Source organism: Bacillus sp. BD48 (genome assembly GCF_046566805.1).
In the GTDB taxonomy this organism is placed as follows: domain Bacteria; phylum Bacillota; class Bacilli; order Bacillales; family Bacillaceae; genus Bacillus; species Bacillus safensis.
The window spans coordinates 18,207-35,533 of record NZ_JANGFM010000001.1 but is presented as its reverse complement, the minus strand read 5'-3'; the positions used below and the strand labels follow the sequence as shown (position 1 = coordinate 35,533).

15 protein-coding genes are annotated in these 17,327 nt (G+C 44.1%); 3 read left to right on the top strand and 12 right to left on the bottom strand.

Annotated features, from left to right (window positions below; genetic code table 11):
- Positions 1 to 4: 4 nt before the first annotated feature.
- From ACLGGR_RS00160 to ACLGGR_RS00150, 3 genes are read right to left on the bottom strand one after another with little or no spacing between them, the layout of a single operon-like run.
- Positions 5 to 490, bottom strand: a complete 486-nt coding sequence (locus ACLGGR_RS00160; protein ID WP_142944978.1) for a DMT family transporter — start codon at positions 488 to 490, stop codon at positions 5 to 7.
- A 21-nt stretch (positions 491 to 511) separates the two neighbouring features.
- The gene (locus ACLGGR_RS00155; protein WP_410972268.1) at positions 512 to 1,192 is read right to left on the bottom strand and encodes a Crp/Fnr family transcriptional regulator; all 681 of its coding nucleotides are present in this window, start codon (positions 1,190 to 1,192) and stop codon (positions 512 to 514) included.
- A 13-nt stretch (positions 1,193 to 1,205) separates the two neighbouring features.
- On the bottom strand, positions 1,206 to 1,631 hold the full coding sequence (locus ACLGGR_RS00150; RefSeq protein WP_142944980.1) for a DMT family transporter: 426 nt from the start codon (positions 1,629 to 1,631) through the stop codon (positions 1,206 to 1,208).
- Positions 1,632 to 1,843: 212 nt separating this feature from the next.
- On the opposite strand from ACLGGR_RS00150, the gene ACLGGR_RS00145 reads away from it, so the two are divergent.
- Positions 1,844 to 3,271: an aldehyde dehydrogenase family protein gene (locus tag ACLGGR_RS00145; RefSeq protein ID WP_410972267.1), complete on the top strand. Its 1,428-nt coding sequence runs from the start codon at positions 1,844 to 1,846 to the stop codon at positions 3,269 to 3,271.
- 69 nt (positions 3,272 to 3,340) lie between these two features.
- On the opposite strand, the gene ACLGGR_RS00140 is transcribed toward ACLGGR_RS00145, so the two are convergent.
- Positions 3,341 to 3,739 (bottom strand): DUF3221 domain-containing protein, encoded by a 399-nt coding sequence (locus tag ACLGGR_RS00140; RefSeq protein WP_410972602.1) that lies wholly within the window; start codon positions 3,737 to 3,739, stop codon positions 3,341 to 3,343.
- 260 nt (positions 3,740 to 3,999) lie between these two features.
- Here ACLGGR_RS00140 and ACLGGR_RS00135 point away from each other — a divergent pair, with 260 nt between their 5' ends.
- Together ACLGGR_RS00135 and cysI are read left to right on the top strand one after the other, a co-directional pair.
- Positions 4,000 to 5,820, top strand: a complete 1,821-nt coding sequence (locus ACLGGR_RS00135) for an assimilatory sulfite reductase (NADPH) flavoprotein subunit (protein WP_410972266.1) — start codon at positions 4,000 to 4,002, stop codon at positions 5,818 to 5,820.
- Between the two features lie 33 nt (positions 5,821 to 5,853).
- Positions 5,854 to 7,572: an assimilatory sulfite reductase (NADPH) hemoprotein subunit gene (gene cysI, locus ACLGGR_RS00130; protein WP_410972265.1), complete on the top strand. Its 1,719-nt coding sequence runs from the start codon at positions 5,854 to 5,856 to the stop codon at positions 7,570 to 7,572.
- Positions 7,573 to 7,600: 28 nt separating this feature from the next.
- Here the strand turns inward: cysI and ACLGGR_RS00125 are convergent, their stop codons facing one another.
- From ACLGGR_RS00125 to ACLGGR_RS00090, 8 genes are read right to left on the bottom strand one after another with little or no spacing between them, the layout of a single operon-like run.
- Positions 7,601 to 9,535, bottom strand: coding sequence for an AMP-binding protein (locus ACLGGR_RS00125; RefSeq protein ID WP_410972264.1), 1,935 nt, complete (start codon positions 9,533 to 9,535; stop codon positions 7,601 to 7,603).
- A gap of 13 nt (positions 9,536 to 9,548) precedes the next feature.
- The gene (locus ACLGGR_RS00120; protein WP_410972263.1) at positions 9,549 to 11,072 is read right to left on the bottom strand and encodes an acyl-CoA carboxylase subunit beta; all 1,524 of its coding nucleotides are present in this window, start codon (positions 11,070 to 11,072) and stop codon (positions 9,549 to 9,551) included.
- An 18-nt stretch (positions 11,073 to 11,090) separates the two neighbouring features.
- Positions 11,091 to 11,873: an enoyl-CoA hydratase gene (locus tag ACLGGR_RS00115; RefSeq protein ID WP_410972262.1), complete on the bottom strand. Its 783-nt coding sequence runs from the start codon at positions 11,871 to 11,873 to the stop codon at positions 11,091 to 11,093.
- Positions 11,874 to 11,885: 12 nt separating this feature from the next.
- Positions 11,886 to 12,794, bottom strand: a complete 909-nt coding sequence (locus tag ACLGGR_RS00110) for a hydroxymethylglutaryl-CoA lyase (protein ID WP_410972261.1) — start codon at positions 12,792 to 12,794, stop codon at positions 11,886 to 11,888.
- 11 nt (positions 12,795 to 12,805) lie between these two features.
- Positions 12,806 to 13,021: an acetyl-CoA carboxylase biotin carboxyl carrier protein subunit gene (locus ACLGGR_RS00105; protein WP_345831703.1), complete on the bottom strand. Its 216-nt coding sequence runs from the start codon at positions 13,019 to 13,021 to the stop codon at positions 12,806 to 12,808.
- Positions 13,018 to 14,367 (bottom strand): acetyl-CoA carboxylase biotin carboxylase subunit, encoded by a 1,350-nt coding sequence (locus ACLGGR_RS00100; RefSeq protein WP_410972260.1) that lies wholly within the window; start codon positions 14,365 to 14,367, stop codon positions 13,018 to 13,020. The genes ACLGGR_RS00105 and ACLGGR_RS00100 overlap by 4 nt, the downstream gene beginning before the upstream one ends.
- 8 nt (positions 14,368 to 14,375) lie before the next feature.
- Positions 14,376 to 16,013: an AMP-binding protein gene (locus tag ACLGGR_RS00095; RefSeq protein ID WP_410972259.1), complete on the bottom strand. Its 1,638-nt coding sequence runs from the start codon at positions 16,011 to 16,013 to the stop codon at positions 14,376 to 14,378.
- Between the two features lie 42 nt (positions 16,014 to 16,055).
- A complete protein-coding gene (locus ACLGGR_RS00090; RefSeq protein ID WP_142944991.1) occupies positions 16,056 to 17,198 on the bottom strand; it encodes an acyl-CoA dehydrogenase family protein in 1,143 nt (380 codons plus the stop codon).
- Positions 17,199 to 17,327 lie beyond the last annotated feature (129 nt).

The window sequence follows — 17,327 nt, the reverse complement described above, 5'->3', positions numbered from 1 at the left end:
GCAGCTACTCTTGTGGCAGCCCTTTTTCTTCTGATTGCTCCTCTTCTGCTGACTCCAATTTGGTCAATTTAAACACCAAGATCCCCGCAACAATCACAATGACACCTAATAGTTTTGCGGGAGAAAATTCCACTTTCTCTAACCCAAGCCAGCCGAGCGAATCGAACAAAAGCGCACAGCCCAGCTGTGAAATCAGGACAATCGAGATTCCATAAGTCGGGCCAAGCCGTTTGATGCTTTGAACGAGGCAGATGACCACCCCTACTCCAATGGCTCCGCTTATCCAGTACCACGCTTCCATATGTCTTAATTGAAACATGCCGGTTCCTTCTAGCAAAAGACCCATCAAAAGTGAAGCAATAAAGCCCATACCTAGAACGAGAGTGGTCGTTGACCAAGAGCCGGTCTGCTCATTGACCTTACTGTTAAAAATGGTTTGTAAGCTGACGAGTGCGCCAGCCGTGATGGCTAATCCTATTCCTATGATCATGTCTGTATCCCTTCATTTCTTCTATTCATAAATGTTTCGCTCCGCTAATTCTAAGAGTCCTTCCCGGTCAAGAATCGTAATTTCCCCTCTTTGCCTCTTGATCAGCCCTTTTTCACAAAATTGCTGAATCACCCGGTTAATATGCCGGTAGCTTGTACCAATTAAGCTCGCCGCATCAGTAAGACGAAGTGCGCTCGCACTGTTATCACCTGTTAACACGGACAATAAGTAGCTTGCGAGCCTGACCTCTACAGGATATAAAAGGTGGAAACTCAAATCGTTTGATTTCGTATAAAATTTGTTTGTGATGCCCTTTAGTAAAAAGGTTAACACGCGGGGATCATCCTTCGCATGGCGCTTGAGCGCTTGATGAGAAATCCTTAGCATATGTACTTCTGTGACAGCCTCCACTGTATTGACCATATCTGTCTGCTGAACGTATTCAATATCTCCAATCGTTTCAAGAGGATGTTTAAAACAAAGAATAAAGGTCTTCCCTTCTTTTGTGGTGGTGAAAATCTTTAATTTTCCTTTTACTAACAAGTACAAGTGCTCCCTCTGATCTCCCTTTGAACAAATCAGTTCACCTTGCTCATAGCGCCATAAGCTGACGTGTGATATGAGTTTCTGATGAAAGACGTTTTCTAATTGATGTGCCTTGAGATAAGAGGAAAATAGTGATTCATCATGAAGCTCCTCCATCTGACGCCCTCCTTTATAGCTTTAAAATGATGACGCCTGCGATCATCAATAGAATTCCTGCATAATGCTGCCATTTCATTTTCTTTTTCTGTACACCAAACCATCCTTTTGCATCAATTGCAAAGGTGAAAGCAAGCTGTGCAATGAGCAAAGCAGCAATGGTCAGTGTGACACCGATCATTTGAATTGCGGTGACTTCATTGAAAATAATAATGGCTGCAAATGCGCCTCCTACTAAATAAAGCGGGTTCACCTTTCGATATTCCCTGAAGTGTCCGTCACGCACGATCAGTAAAATGATAAGTGCGATAATAAAACCGGTCAGCTGCGTGATGGTTGCCGCCTGCCATGTCCCGATATCCTGGCTGATTCTTGCGTTTGCTACGCCTTGCAGTGTAATACAAGCGCCTCCTAATAAAGCGAAAATAACACCTTTCATTCGTTCAAATGCTCCTTCTTTTTTCAGTCTAGTTCCATTAAAAGATAGATACCCTCATGTTGAAAAGGACATATGTCCCACTTTGCGTATTATATCAGAAACTTTTTCTTTTGCAGTTTCATCGTTTTAGATTTTTCACAGTGGGTACAGTTTTATATCACCTGAAAACAGAATATTGAATTGAATCACATATAAAAAGGAGACATGTCAGAATGAGAAATCAAGAGAAACATTTTATTAACGGAGAATGGATCGCATCAACAGGAAACGAAACGACGGAAGTCATCAATCCTGCTACAGAGGAAGTCATTGGCACTATTAGTTTAGGAACAAAGGAAGATTTAGATAAGGCAGTCAAAGCCGCTCGTGCCGCCTTCCCTTCTTTCTCAAAAACATCTCGAAATGAACGCGTAAAGATGCTGGAAAACATAGTGCGCGGCTACGAAAAGCGTAAGGATGAACTGATAGAAGTCATGACACAAGAGCTTGGTGCACCGCTTAAAGTATCAGAAGAGGTTCATTACAAAATGGGACATGAACATTTTTCTAAAGCAGCGGAAGCACTTAAATCTTATACATTTACTGAGGACCGCGGCGGACATACCATTATAAAAGAAGCGATTGGTGTCAGCGGATTGATTACACCATGGAATTTCCCAACGAATCAAACATCACTTAAAATCGCAGGTGCCATTGCAGCAGGCTCACCAGTTGTCTTAAAGCCAGCGGAAATTACACCTTTTGCCGCAATGATTCTTGCAGACATCATTGATGAAGCAGGCGTACCAAAAGGAGTCTTCAACCTAGTAAACGGAACTGGTGACGTCATTGGTGACGGCATTAGCTCACATCCTGATATTGACTTTGTTTCATTTACTGGATCAGGTGCTGTCGGCTCTAAAATAATGGAAAATGCTGCAGACAATATTAAGAAAGTGGCTCTTGAGCTTGGCGGGAAATCCCCTCTTATCGTCTTAGATGATGCAGATGTGGATGAGGCAGCCGAAACAGCCGTTCATCATATTGCGATGAATACAGGTCAAGTATGTTCCGCAGCTACACGTGTGCTGATTCCTGAATCAATGAAAGACGCATTTGAAAAAGCGCTGCTGAATGCTCTGCCGAAGTTTACCGTTGGTGATCCGAGAGAAGATCACGCCACTGGCCCTCTTGTTTCCAAAAAGCAATGGGATACCGTGCAGTCTTATATTGAAAAAGGAATTGAAGAAGGTGCTAACTTGCTTGCTGGGGGAACTGGTAAGCCGAACGGACTAGACAAGGGCTATTTCGCAAAGCATACTATTTTCACAAATGTGAAAAATGATATGACCATTGCGCAAGAGGAAATATTCGGACCCGTCATGAGTGTAATCACATATAAGGACCTTGATCATGCCCTTGAGATTGCCAATGATACAGTGTATGGCCTTGCTGGGTATGTGGTTGGAAAAGATGAAAAAACATTAAAATATGTAGCTGAACATATTCGTGCTGGTCAAATTACCATTAACAATGCCGAAACAGATTACTTTGCCCCATTTGGCGGCTTTAAGCAATCTGGTATCGGAAGAGAATGGGGAGACTTCGGAATCGAGGAATATTTAGAAGTGAAAGCTGTGATGGGACTTCCAACAGCATAATTTGGGAAAGGAGAAAAACCTTAAGGTTTTTCTCCTTTTTCATGATAGGAAGAATCTGCCCCTTGCTCCCTACTTATCCATCTTGATGAGATATTTTTCGACCGTTGCTTTAGGAGGAAACGATTCTTGTAACTCATCAAACCAAACCTCAATCGTTTGACCCTGTGACAGCTCTTTAGTATCTACTTTTGTTAAATCCATAACGATGAGATCATTTTTATACTTTTCAATAAGAAGATGAGTATTCAATGAATCATCGCTTTTTAGAGGCGTTTTATTGTTTATAAGAAGTAAATTCGTCTCCCCTTTTCTTAGCAGGATGCCTTTTTTTGAAAAAGGTGCTGTTGTTTTATTCTTATTGTATGAATCCTTTATATTGCCCTTTGGAGAATGGCACGCAACTAATAAAACGAGAAAAATCAAGATGACAAGCCGAAAACATTTTATGTTTTTAAACTTTAGCTGCATCAACTTTCATACACCCCTTTTCAATTCCTTACGATCGCTTCTTCATTCAAAACGGTTCATTTTTCTTAAGGTGCTTTATCCAGTTAAGCGATTCACCTTCAAGTTCCTTCACCTTGCAAAGGTATTAGAAATCTTAATCATGACAATCAATATTATATATTTTACTTAATGGCAAACTTTCGGTAAAGTTCAAATTGAACCTATATATATAATTCCTATCGAATTAATCTATGTTTATATTCCTTGTGAGGTGGATATCGTTGCAACTTCATGTATTGAACAGTCCGTTTAGTCAGGAGCAGGCAGAACTGCTTAATCAGCTGCTTCCGACTTTAACAGATCAACAAAAAATTTGGCTTACCGGTTATTTATCAGCACAGGCAGCTTTAGCCGGATCAGAAAATACTGCCCTAGCCCCTTCTCCTTCTGCCGCAGCACCAGCGCAGCCTGTCAGCAAAGATGTGACCGTACTTTATGGCTCGCAAACAGGCAATTCTGAAGGGTTAGCAAAAAAGACAGCGCAGCATCTTGAAGAGAAAGGTTTTCAAGTGACGCTCTCTTCTATGTCAGATTTTAAACCAAATAGTCTGAAAAAAATAAACAATTTACTGATTATCGTCAGCACACATGGCGAGGGAGATCCGCCTGATAATGCTCTTTCTTTCCATGAATATGTTCATGGCAGACGTGCACCAAAGCTCGATCATTTAAGCTTTTCTGTCCTTTCACTTGGTGACAGCTCTTACGAATTCTTCTGTCAAACAGGTAAAGAATTTGATGAGCGCTTAAAAGAGCTTGGCGGAACGCGTCTTTTCGATCGAGTGGATTGTGACCTTGATTATGATGAGCCGTTTTCTGAATGGCTTCAAGGGGTGGCATCTTCACTTAGTGAAGGCGAAGCCGCAGCAACCCCGCAAGAATTAGCAGGAGCAAACACTCAAACAGCAGCATCTGAATACTCAAGAACAAATCCTTTTTATGCTGAAGTGCTTGAAAATATCAACCTAAATGGCCGCGGCTCTAACAAAGAAACCCGTCATTTGGAGCTTTCTCTTGAAGGATCAGGACTTGTTTATGAGCCAGGTGACAGCCTTGGTATTTATCCAACAAATGATCCTGCGCTTGTTGATGAACTGATCAAGGCATGCGGATGGGATGCAGAGGAAGCCGTAACTGTTCATAAAAACGGTGACACTCTTCCTTTAAAAGAAGCACTCACCTCTCATTTTGAGATTACCGTATTAACAAAACCTCTTCTTCAAAAGATGGCGTCCTTTACAAAAAGCGAAGCCTTGCAGGCTCTTTTAGAAGAAGGAAACGAAGAAAAGTTGAAAGCGTATATAGCAGGAAGAGATTTAGTAGATGCTGCTCGTGATTTCGGTCCTTTTGAAGGAACAGCGGCAGACTTCGCTGCGATTTTAAGAAAAATTCCTGCCCGCCTTTATTCCATTGCAAGCAGCCTGAAAGCAAATGAAGAAGAAGTTCATTTGACGATCGGTGCTGTGAGATATGATGCTCACGGAAGAGAACGTCAAGGTGTCTGCTCGATCTTATGTGCAGAGCGCTTAGAGCCAGGTGATACGCTGCCTGTTTATATCCAGCACAATCAAAACTTTAAGCTTCCTGAAAACCCTGATGCACCGATCATTATGGTAGGACCAGGCACAGGCATCGCCCCTTTCCGTTCCTTTATGCAGGAGCGCGAAGAAGTCGGTGCAGACGGAAAGTCATGGTTATTCTTCGGTGATCAGCACTTTGTAACGGATTTCTTATATCAAACCGAATGGCAAAAGTGGTTAAAAGATGGTGTGTTAACGAAAATGGATGTGGCTTTTTCAAGAGATTCAGAGGAAAAAGTATATGTCCAGCACCAAATGAAGAAACAAAGTAAAGAATTATTCGAATGGCTGGAGCAAGGTGCCTATGTATATGTCTGCGGAGATGAAAAACATATGGCGCATGATGTTCATAATACCCTTCTATCGATCATTCAAGAAGAAGGTGCGATGAGCAAAGAGAAAGCAGAAAGCTATCTAGCCAACTTGCAGCAGCAAAAACGCTATCAGCGTGACGTATATTGATTGAATGTTTGAAAGAAAGGAGCTTTTACTTACATGGTGAAGACAGCATTAACAGCGCCGGATGGACCTCCGAGCGACGTAGAGGAAATCAAAGAAAAAAGTGATTATTTACGGGGTACATTAAAAGAAGTAATGCTTGATCCGATTTCAGCGGGTATCCCTGATGATGACAACCGCCTGATGAAGCATCACGGCAGTTATTTACAGGATGATCGTGACCTGAGAAATGAACGGCAAAAACAAAAGCTTGAGCCTGCCTATCAATTTATGCTGCGCGTCCGCCTGCCTGGCGGAATCGCCACATCTAAGCAGTGGCTTGTGATGGATGAGCTTGCTCATCAATACGGAAACGGTACGTTAAAGCTGACAACTCGTGAAACCTTTCAGCTTCATGGTATTTTAAAATGGAACATGAAAAAAACCATTCAAGACATCCATTCCACTATGCTTGATACGATCGCTGCTTGCGGCGATGTGAACCGTAATGTCATGTGTACATCAAACCCCTATCAATCAGAAGTACACCATGATGTATACGAGCTCGCCAAAAAATTAAGTGATGACCTGCTTCCGCAAACAAGAGCGTATCATGAAATTTGGCTTGATGAGGAAAAGGTAGCGGCAACGCCTAATACAGAGGTTGAGCCGATGTATGGTCCACTTTATTTGCCAAGAAAATTCAAGATTGGTGTGGCGGTCCCTCCTGCTAACGATATTGATGTTTTTTCGCAGGATTTAGGCTTCATTGCGATTATTGAAAATGATCAATTAGTCGGCTTTAATGTCGCGATTGGCGGCGGAATGGGCATGACTCATGGTGATACAGCGACTTATCCTCAGCTCGCAAAAGTCATTGGATTTTGTACACCGGAACAAGTTGTAGAGATTGCCAAACAAGTGATCACCATTCAGCGTGACTATGGAAACCGTTCGGTGAGAAAAAATGCCCGCTTTAAATATACAGTGGACCGCCTCGGTCTTGAGAATGTAAAAGAAGAGCTGGAACGCCGCCTTGGATTTGCTCTATTAGACGCAAGAGATTATCACTTTGACCATAATGGTGACCGTTATGGCTGGGTAAAAGGCATCAATGGCAGATGGCATTATACTATGTTTGTAGAAGGCGGCCGGATCACTGATTACGATGATTATCCGCTAATGACTGGCATTCGTGAAATCGCAAAAATTCATACAGGTGACTTCCGCTTAACAGCGAATCAAAATTTAATGATTGGAAATGTCACATCTCATAAAAAGAAACAAATCGAACAGCTCATTCAGAAGTTCGGTTTATCAGATGGCCAGCAGCACTCTGCACTGCGCCGCAGTTCAATGGCCTGTGTTTCTCTTCCAACATGCGGCTTAGCGATGGCAGAAGCAGAACGCTACCTCCCGCGCTTGATTGACAAAATTGAAGAGATTGTCGAAGAAAACGGCTTAAGTGACAAAGAAATCACGATTCGAATGACTGGATGTCCAAATGGATGTGCCCGACATGCGCTTGGTGAAATTGGCTTTATCGGGAAATCACCTGGCAAATACAACATGTATCTTGGCGCTGCGTTTGATGGCAGCAGATTAAGTAAACTGTACCGAGAAAATGTAGGAGAAGAAGACATTTTAAACGAGCTTGGCTCTCTACTCCCCCGCTATGCGAAAGAACGCGAGGAACATGAACATTTCGGTGATTTTGTGATTCGGGCAGGTATTGTGAAAGAAACAACAGATGGCACGAATTTTCATGTGCAATAAAAAAGACAGGACGCTCTCCTGTCTTTTTTTATGGACTTTGTTTCCTTTTCAAGTATTCGCAAATGCTTTTGTACACCTTCGGATTGTCTAAAGAAGATAGATCTGGTGAAGGCAGCTGTTCATAAGCTCCTTTTAATAAACGCCGGACGATTTTTCCGTTTCTTGTTTTCGGTAAAGCTGAAATGAGATGAATTTCCTTTGGAGTGAGCGCTTTCCCCGCATGTGAACCAACATGTGTTTTGAGCTCTTGAATGAGTGTTGTTTCTTCGAAAGACTGTGAACTCGCTACAATGAAACAAACAAGTGCCTCTCCCTTCACTTCATCCTTTACTCCAATCACAGCGGCCTCGTGTACGGCCGGGTGCCCGACAAGAATGGATTCAATTTCAGCTGGACCGACGCGTTTTCCTGCTGTATTAATGACATCATCCGATCTGCCCGTGATATGGAATGCGCTATCCTCTGATTGCATCACCCAATCACCGTGTGTCCACACCCCATCAAATCGTTTGAAATAGGTGTCTTCATAACGCTCCGGATCTTTCCAAAATCCACATGTCATGCCGACCCATGGCTTTTTCACAACAAGTTCCCCTACCTCATTCATAACGCTCTCTCCTGCCTCATTAAACACATCTGCCGCCATTCCTAAGATTGCCGCATTAAAAAGGATCGGTTTGATTGGGCGAAGCAGCGTACTTCCTACAATTCCGCCAGAAACCTCTGTTCCCCCTGAGTAATTTAAGATCGGAATATGCTTTTGACCAATTGTGTCAAAAAGCCACTGCCATGGTGCTTCATTCCACGGTTCACCTGTAGAAATGATGGCTTTGACATGCGACAGCTCAATGTCTGAAAGGTTTTGCTGCATCGCAGATCGAACAAAAGTAGGTGAAAGTCCAAAATGGGTGACTTTTTGCTCGTGGATGAATGACCAGAGATGCTGTTCATTTGGATAATCGGGGGCGCCGTCATATAAAACAATCGCAGCTCCATTGATCAAGCCGCCAAAGACGAGAAATGGCCCCATCATCCACCCCATGTCTGTGAGCCAGAACAAGCGGTCTCCTTTTGAAACGTCCATACAAAGACCGGCATCAAAAGCTGCTTTTACAGGAAAACCTGCGTGTGTATGGACAGCCCCTTTGGGTGTACCGGTTGTTCCAGAAGTGTATAAGATCATAAGAGGATCTTCATTTGAAAGATAAGTCGTTTCACTCAGTGGTTCTTCTTTTAACAAATCGTTTAGCTTGATATCCTCTTTATATCCAGTATGAGAGGCAGCGTGTACTATGACTGTTTTGACAGTCTTGGTTTTGTCGATGGCTTCTGCCGCACATTCACGCATGTTGATCGTCTTTCCCCGGCGCGTCACGCTTGAGCCTGTGACGACAATGGTTGCACCGGATGCACGAATACGTACGGCTAGAGGCTCGCTTCCATAGCCGGAAAAGACTGGGCTAAAGATGACACCAATCTTTGCAAAGGCAAGCATGACAGCAGCCGTTTCCGGAAGCATCGGCATATAAATGACGGCCACATCCCCTTTTTGAATCCCCTTCTTCAAAAAACCAGCAGCGAGACGATTGACCTTTTCCTGAAGTTCGAGGAACGTCCATCTTCTCTCTTCTCCCGCTTCATTTCTCCAAATCACGGCTGGCTGATGCTGGGTTTCTTCATTCTCTGCCCATTTGTCAACAGCCGTTTCGACCACGTTGAGCCTGCCGCCTTTATACCAATTGGGCCACATGAATGAATCTTGGCCTAATGCAGCTTCATACGGCTCCTTCCACACAATGCCGACCGCCTTTTCAGCTTCTCTCCAAAACCAATCGGTACGCTCGATACTAGCTTGATAGAACGCATCGTAAGTAGTAAAACCAAGCGAATGCATCCATTTGTAAAGACGTGTTTGTTTCATCATCTGCTCTTCAGGTATCCACGCTGGTTTTAGGTTTATCATGAGGCCGCCCCCTTTAGACCGGATAAACCGGGTGTTTTCGTCTTGTAAATGTCATCTCTTTAGAGGTATAGGCTTGTAATCTACGACAAAGCTCATCTCGCAATTGGTCAAACGGGATAACACCATCGACAATCATTTCAGAGGCAAGCTCATATATATTCATATCTTCCTGGTATTCTTTACGTTTCTCTTGTATAAATGCCGCCCTCTCTTCGGCAGGCAGTTCGGCAATTTTATTCGCATAGACAGCATTTACAGCGGCTTCTGGCCCCATGACAGCAATTTGTGCTGATGGAAGAGCGAGACAGCAGTCCGGTTCAAAGGCTGGTCCTGCCATTGCATATAATCCTGCACCGTACGCTTTACGAACAATGACGGATATTTTCGGAACGGTTGCCTCTGACATGGCAGAAATCATTTTCGCCCCGTGCCTGATAATGCCTGCTTGTTCCACTTTTGTTCCAATCATAAACCCCGGTATATCCGCAAGGAAAAGGAGTGGAATATGAAAGGCGTCACATAGCTGAATAAACTTGGCGGCTTTGTCAGCTGAGTCATGAAATAAAACGCCGCCTTTTACCCTTGGCTGGTTGGCAATAAGACCGACAGGCTGACCATTCATGCGGCCAAATCCTGTAATCAACTCTGCGGCAAACAACTTTTTGATTTCAAAAAATGATCCTTCATCAATGAGTAAATCAATGAGCTGATACATATCAAAAGGGGTATTTTGCCCTTTAGGGATAAGGTCTTGGAGGGTGATCTCTGATGGTTTAGGTGCGATTGAGGCTGCCCGTTTTGGTTTTTCTGTGTAGTTAGCAGGCATGTAAGTTAAATAAGTGCGAGCGATTTGAATGGCTTCTTCCTCTGTTTTTGCTAAAATATCGCCGCATCCAGAAATGCTGCAATGCATTTTTGCCCCGCCCATTTCTTCAAGTGATACTTTTTCTCCAATCACCATTTCGGCCATTCGCGGTGAGCCTAAATACATTGAGGCATTTCCTTCGACCATGACGACGATGTCACAAAAAGCAGGAATGTAAGCACCTCCGGCTGCAGAAGGACCAAATAGTAAACAAATTTGCGGAATACGTCCAGACAGCTTCACCTGGTTATAAAAAATGCGGCCTGCACCCCTTCTGCCTGGAAACATGGCGATTTGATCGGTGATTCTAGCACCGGCAGAGTCAACTAAATACAGCATCGGACAGTTGAGCTTTTCGGCTGTTTCCTGAATTCTAATGATTTTTTCTACCGTTTTGACGCCCCATGATCCTGCTTTGACGGTAGAATCATTTGCCATGACGCAAACAGTCTGCCCATTCATCCGCCCCGTCCCTGTGACAACACCATCTGCTGGTAAATGTTCATCCTGACACTCAGCAAACATGGCATCCTCAATGAAAGAATCTTCATCTAATAACAACTGGAGGCGGTCACGGACGAACAATTTTCCTTTTTCTTTGTTTTTTTGATGGTATCGCTCAGCCCCGCCTTTTACAATCCGTTGTTTTTTCAGTTCATATTCTTCGATCATCCTCATTCCCCTTTCTTGCTACCTGCCTCTGTATTGAGGCGTACGTTTTTCTTGGAAAGCTTGAAGACCTTCCGTTCGATCTTCTGTATCAATGAGCCGTAGATAGGCTTCGTATTCCTTCGTTAGACCTGTATGCAAATCGTGATCAAGGCTTGATTGAATTGCTTGTTTCGCTTCTTTTAAGGCAAGCGGGCCATTTTTAATGATTTGTTTTGCAAGAGAGATGGCATCGTTCATGAGGGAATCTGCTAAAGAGATATGCTCAATCAGTCCGATTTGAATGGCTTCTTCTGCTTGTAATGATGTGCCTGTGAAAATAAGTTCTTTTGCTTTACCGAGTCCAATGAGGCGCGGAAGGCGCTGCGTCCCTCCGGCTCCTGGTATGATAGCTAGTCCAGTTTCTGGCAGGCCGAGTCTTGCTCCGGCTCGTGCGATGCGGAGATCACAAGCGAGCGCGAGCTCAAGTCCTCCGCCAAGTGCGTGTCCGTTCATCACTGCAATGACAGGTACAGGAATAGATTCAATCTCGATAAACGTTTGCTGAATCGAAAGAACAGCGCCTTTCGCTTCTGCTTCTGTCATCAATCGTCGTTCTTTTAAATCTGCTCCAGCGCAAAAGACTTTAGAACCGGCTCCTGTAATGAGCAGACAGCGAATGCTTTCATCGTGTTTGATTTCTTGAATGAGTTGATTGATCTCCTCCAGCATTGAAGAGGATAGGGAATTCGCTTGTTCTGGCCTGTTTAAGGTCATGATGCCGATCTGTTCATCTTGTATTGAAAAATGGACCAATGATGTCATGTTATTCATCCTTTATGAAGTAGTCTGAGAGTGAAAAGCGCGTAAACAGTGACTAGGCAGGGTTCGATCTACTTTTGCTTCAATCCATTCTGCCGCTTGAATTAATGCAGGAAGGTGAATATTTGTCTCAATTCCTAGTTTTTGAAGCATATGCACCACATCTTCTGTCGCCACATTTCCGCTGGAGCCAGGTGCATAGGGGCAGCCGCCCAGCCCGCCGCTGGAGGAGTCAAATATGGTGATCCCAGCTTTTAATGCCGTATAAATATTGGCAAGAGCCATCCCCTTCGTATCATGAAAATGAAGAGCGATTTTATCAGCAGGAAAACGTTCAAGTAAAATGTCTAAGCGCCTTTCTACTTGAAGCGGATGGGCTTCACCGATGGTGTCACCGAGAGATATTTCATCAATGCCATAAGAAAGCAAAATCTCCGTTAACCGCAGCACTTGATCCATTGGCACTTGTTTTTCATACGGGCAGCCAAACACGGTGGAAATATACGCGCGTGTGTTTTTTCCTGCTGCTTTTAAATCAGCTGTCATTTGTTTGATAACAGGAAGTGTTTCGTGGATGGATTGATTCATATTTTTCTTGTTATGTGTTTCACTCGAAGAGATAAACATAGCGCCTGTGTCAAGATTGGCTTCAAAAAAATGAGCTAAGCCTTTTTCATTTGGAATGAGTGCTGCATAAGTGATGTCGTCTTTTTTGTTAAAGGATTGGGTGAGTTCTTTGGCATCTTTTAAGGCTGGAACCCATTTAGGATGAACAAATGATGTGACTTCAATATAAGGGAGCTGGGCTGCTGCGAGCAGATCAATCCACGTTCGCTTCTCGCTTGTATCCAGCCAGACTGATTCATTTTGCAGTCCGTCCCGCGGGCCGACCTCCCTGATAAGCACACTCTCTGGTAATGCCATCTGGCTCCCTCCTATTCTGTCAGTTCTAGAAGAACCTCTCCTTCATCGACAAATTCCCCCTCTGCCTTATACACTTTGCTGATGGTTCCGGTCTCTTCAGCAACGATCGGAATCTCCATTTTCATTGATTCTAAGATGGCAACCTCCTGTCCTTTTTGCACTTCATCGCCTTGTTTCACAAGAAGCTTCCACAAGTTTCCGGCCATTTGAATCGTGACAGTTTTCATGAACGGTTTCCCTCCCTTTTTTTCATGAGAAAATCGGTTGTGATGATGCCTTGTAAGAAAGCAGAAGATCCGGCCATTTCCCTTAAAAGCGGTAAGTTGGTTTTGATCCCTTCTATTTCATATGCTTGTAATGCCCCTTTTAATCGTTCTATTGCAAGTTTTCGTGTATCACCGTAAACGATCATTTTCGCAATCATTGGATCGTAAAAAGGAGTTATGATGCTTCCCTTTGTCACACTTGACTCATGACGGATATACGGCGCTTCAGGCGTAGAATGCTGAGTGATCGTTCCTGGTGAAGGATAAAATGTGATGGGATCTTCCGCGTAAATTCTAACCTCGATGGCATGCCCGATTTGATGAATATCCTCCTGATTGAAGGAAAGCGGCTCACATGCAGCAATTTTCAGCTGCTCCTCAACAAGGTCAATGCCTGTAATTTCTTCTGTGACGGGATGCTCTACTTGTAATCTCGTGTTCATTTCTAGGAAATAAAATTGTTGATGCTGATCGACTAAACATTCAATCGTTCCTGCATTTTCATACCCAATCGCTTTAGCTGCTTTGACGGCCATCTCCCCCATTTGATGTCTCACCGATTCATCGAGACAGGCGGCTGGTGCTTCTTCAATGATTTTTTGATGTCTTCGCTGAAGTGAGCAGTCGCGCTCAAATAAGTGAACCCCATGACCGAAGGAATCAAAAAGGACCTGGATTTCTATGTGACGCGCGTCTTCAATGACCTTTTCCATATACAGCGTGCCATCGTTGAAAAAACTTTGCGCTCTTTTTTGATTCCCTTCAAAAGCCCTGTACAGCTCATCGTCATTTTGCACGATCTGCATGCCAATTCCTCCGCCCCCGCTTGATGCCTTGAGCATAATCGGATAACCGAGTGACTGCGCTTGACTGATCCCTTCTTCTGCATCATGCAGTGGAGCTGAAACGCCTGGTACAATGGGGATACCTGCTTGAGCCATCGTTTTCCTTGCTTCAATTTTATTCCCCATTCGCTGAATGACTTGTGCGGATGGGCCAATAAAGGCGATTCCTTCGCTGCGGCAGCGTTCTGCAAAGGCCGCATTTTCTGATAAGAGGCCATATCCTGGGTGGATGGCATCTGTATTTGTCTGCTTGGCTACACGAATGATTGCTTCCATGTTTAAATAGCTTTCAGATACTTTCGCGCCTCCAATCAGATAGGCGCTGTCTGCTTCTTGCACATGAAGAGCATGCTGATCTGCTTCTGAATAAACGGCGACGGTTTGGATCCCGAGCCTTTTACACGTTCGAATAATTCGCCGGGCAATTTCGCCTCGATTTGCAATCAGTACTTTTTGAAACATCGCTGCCTTCACTCCTTTATTAGATCAAGCGCCTGCTTTTTCAGACGAAATTTTTGAATCTTCCCTGATGCGGTCATCGGATACTCGTCAGTGATGAAAAAATATTTAGGAATTTTGTAGCGTGCCATTTGCGACTGACAATAGCTGGTGAGTGTCTCAATCGTCACCGCCCTGCCTTGCTTGAGCCGAATGAATGCGGCAGCTTCTTCTCCGTACGTTTCATCGGGTATACCAACGACCTGTGCATCAAGAATGTCCGGATGAGTATAAAGAACGTCCTCAATCTCTTTTGGGTAAACATTCTCCCCGCCTCTAATGATCATATCTTTCAGCCGTCCTGTGATTTTCACATAGCCGTCCTCATCCATCTCTGCTAAATCACCTGTATGAAGCCAGCCGTCCTGATCAATCACTTCATTTGTGGCTTCTTCATTTTTATAGTAGCCTTTCATCACATGATAGCCTCTTGTACACAGCTCACCTTGTTCTCCTCTTGGTACTTCCTCCGGCGTGCCTGGAACCGTGATTTTCACTTCGATGCGAGGAAGCGCCCGGCCGACCGTTTGAACTCGTCTTTCAAATGAATCATCCGTTCTTGTTTGGGTAATGACAGGAGAGCTTTCGGTCTGTCCGTAGGCAATCGTGAGCTCCTTCAGTCCCATTTGTTCAATGACGGCTTTCATCACATGGGATGGGCAAAGAGATCCTGCCATAATGCCCGTTCGTAATGTGGACAGATCGTATTGGTGAAAATTCGGATGGTCGAGTTCTGCAATGAACATTGTCGGGACGCCGTGAAGGACGGTGCATTTCTCTTTTTCCACTGTTTGAAGAACTCTCTCTGGATGGAAGGATTCAATTGGAATGATCGTTCCTCCTTTTGTGAGACAAGCAAGCACGCCAAGAACTGATCCAAAGCAATGAAAGAAAGGAACAGGGATACACATTCGGTCCTTTTGGGTGAGCTTCATACAATCTGCGATTTGGCTGGCATTGCAGACAATGTTTGTATGGCTGAGCATGACTCCTTTTGGGTAGCCGGTTGTGCCTGAAGTATATTGCATATTAATGACATCATCAGGTGCAAGCTCATCCATTCGTTTCTCCCACTCATGATCCTCTGTTCTTTTAGCAGCTGCTTGAATACTGTCCCAGCTGCGCATGCCCTTTGGCGTGTGCTTGCCAATATAGACGACACTTTTTAAATAAGGAAAAGATGAGGATGTGATCTCACCTTGATGAGCGTTTTGAAGCTCCGGTATAAGTTCTTCAAGCAGTCTGACATAGGATGTCTCTTTAAACCCGTCTACGATAAACAGCATGCTGCTATCAGAATGCTTGAGTAAATAAGCGAGTTCTTGAGCTTGAAAGTTCGTATTCACGGTGACAAGAACGGCTCCAATTGACGCGCAGGCAAATTGCAGCAAAAGCCATTCAGGTACATTGGGCGCCATGATGGCGATATGATCTCCTTTTTGAACCCCTAATGCCATAAGACCTTTCCCGGTTTCCTTGACTTCTCGATAAAACGCTTCATATGAATAACGTAAAGAACGTTCTGGATACACAATGGCTTCATGTGCTGGATGCTGCTCCCTTTTCTCTTTTAATAGGGAGCCGATCGTTTGTGGATGAATCGACATCATGGCTTTCCTCCTCCATTGATGGTAAGCGTTTTCATTATCGGATTAAGCTAACAGTTGTCTTGCGATGACTAGACGCTGAATTTCAGAGGTCCCTTCTCCAATTTCCATTAGCTTGGCATCTCTCACAAGCCGTTCTACACCACATTCTTTCATGTAGCCTGTTCCTCCGTGAATTTGGACAGCATCAAGACTTGCTTTTGTCGCCATTTCAGAAGCGAAAAGCTTGGCATAGGCAGCTTCTTTTGTAAACGGCTTGCCGTGATCTTTCAGCCAAGCGGCTTTCCATACCATTTGTCTGGCGAGCTCTATTTGCATCGCCATATCTGCCAGCTTAAACTGAATGGCTTGGAAGGAAGAAAGGGTCTGCCCAAATTGCTTTCTTTCCTTTGCATGCGAGAGCGATGCATCTAGTGCAGCTTGTGCGATGCCAACTGATAACGCAGCAATTGAAATGCGTCCCCCGTCTAATGTATATAAAAATTGCTTAAATCCTTTCGCTGGGTCTCCTAAAATATTCTGGGCTGGTACACGTACACCGTCTAAAATGATTTCTGCTGTATCTGAACCGCGCACGCCCATTTTGTCATATGGATTTGTAATGGACAGCCCTTTTTGCCCTTTCTCTACAATGAAGGCGGAGATGATTGGGCGGCCGTTTTCATCATGATCCGTGACAGCGGTGACGATAATGGTTCTGGCAAAATTTGCGTTTGTGATCCAGCACTTCTCCCCGCTGATGACATACTCTTGTCCGTCTTTGACCGCTTTTGTTTTCGTCCCTTTTGCATCTGATCCTGCGTTTGGTTCTGTTAATCCGAAGGAACCGAGTGCTGTTCCAGATGCTAGCGGGACAAGATGATCCATCTTTTGCTCCTCTGTACCGAAATAATAAAGCGGGCTTGCGCCTAAGGAAACGGCTGCGGCATAACTAAGACCTGTACTACCGCACTGTTTTCCGATTTCTTCTACAGCGAGTGCATATGATATCGTATCTCCTCCTGAGCCTCCGTATTTCTCTGGAAAGGGGATGCCCATAAAGCCGAGCTCCCCCATTTTTTGAAACGTTTTGACTGGGAATACAGCCTGTTCATCAATGGTTTGAGCGAGTGGTGCAATTTCTGCTTTGGCGAAATCTTTGACCATCTGGCGGATCATTTGTTGTTCTTTCGTTAATTCAAAATCCATCTTGTTTCCCCCTTTGGCTCTTTTCTATCATATTTATTAATCAAGCAGCTGCTTCATGCCAAGCTTGATTGAATTCAGAAAATTAAAACAAAGATAATAGAAAAAAAGCATGAATGATAAAATGCTCAT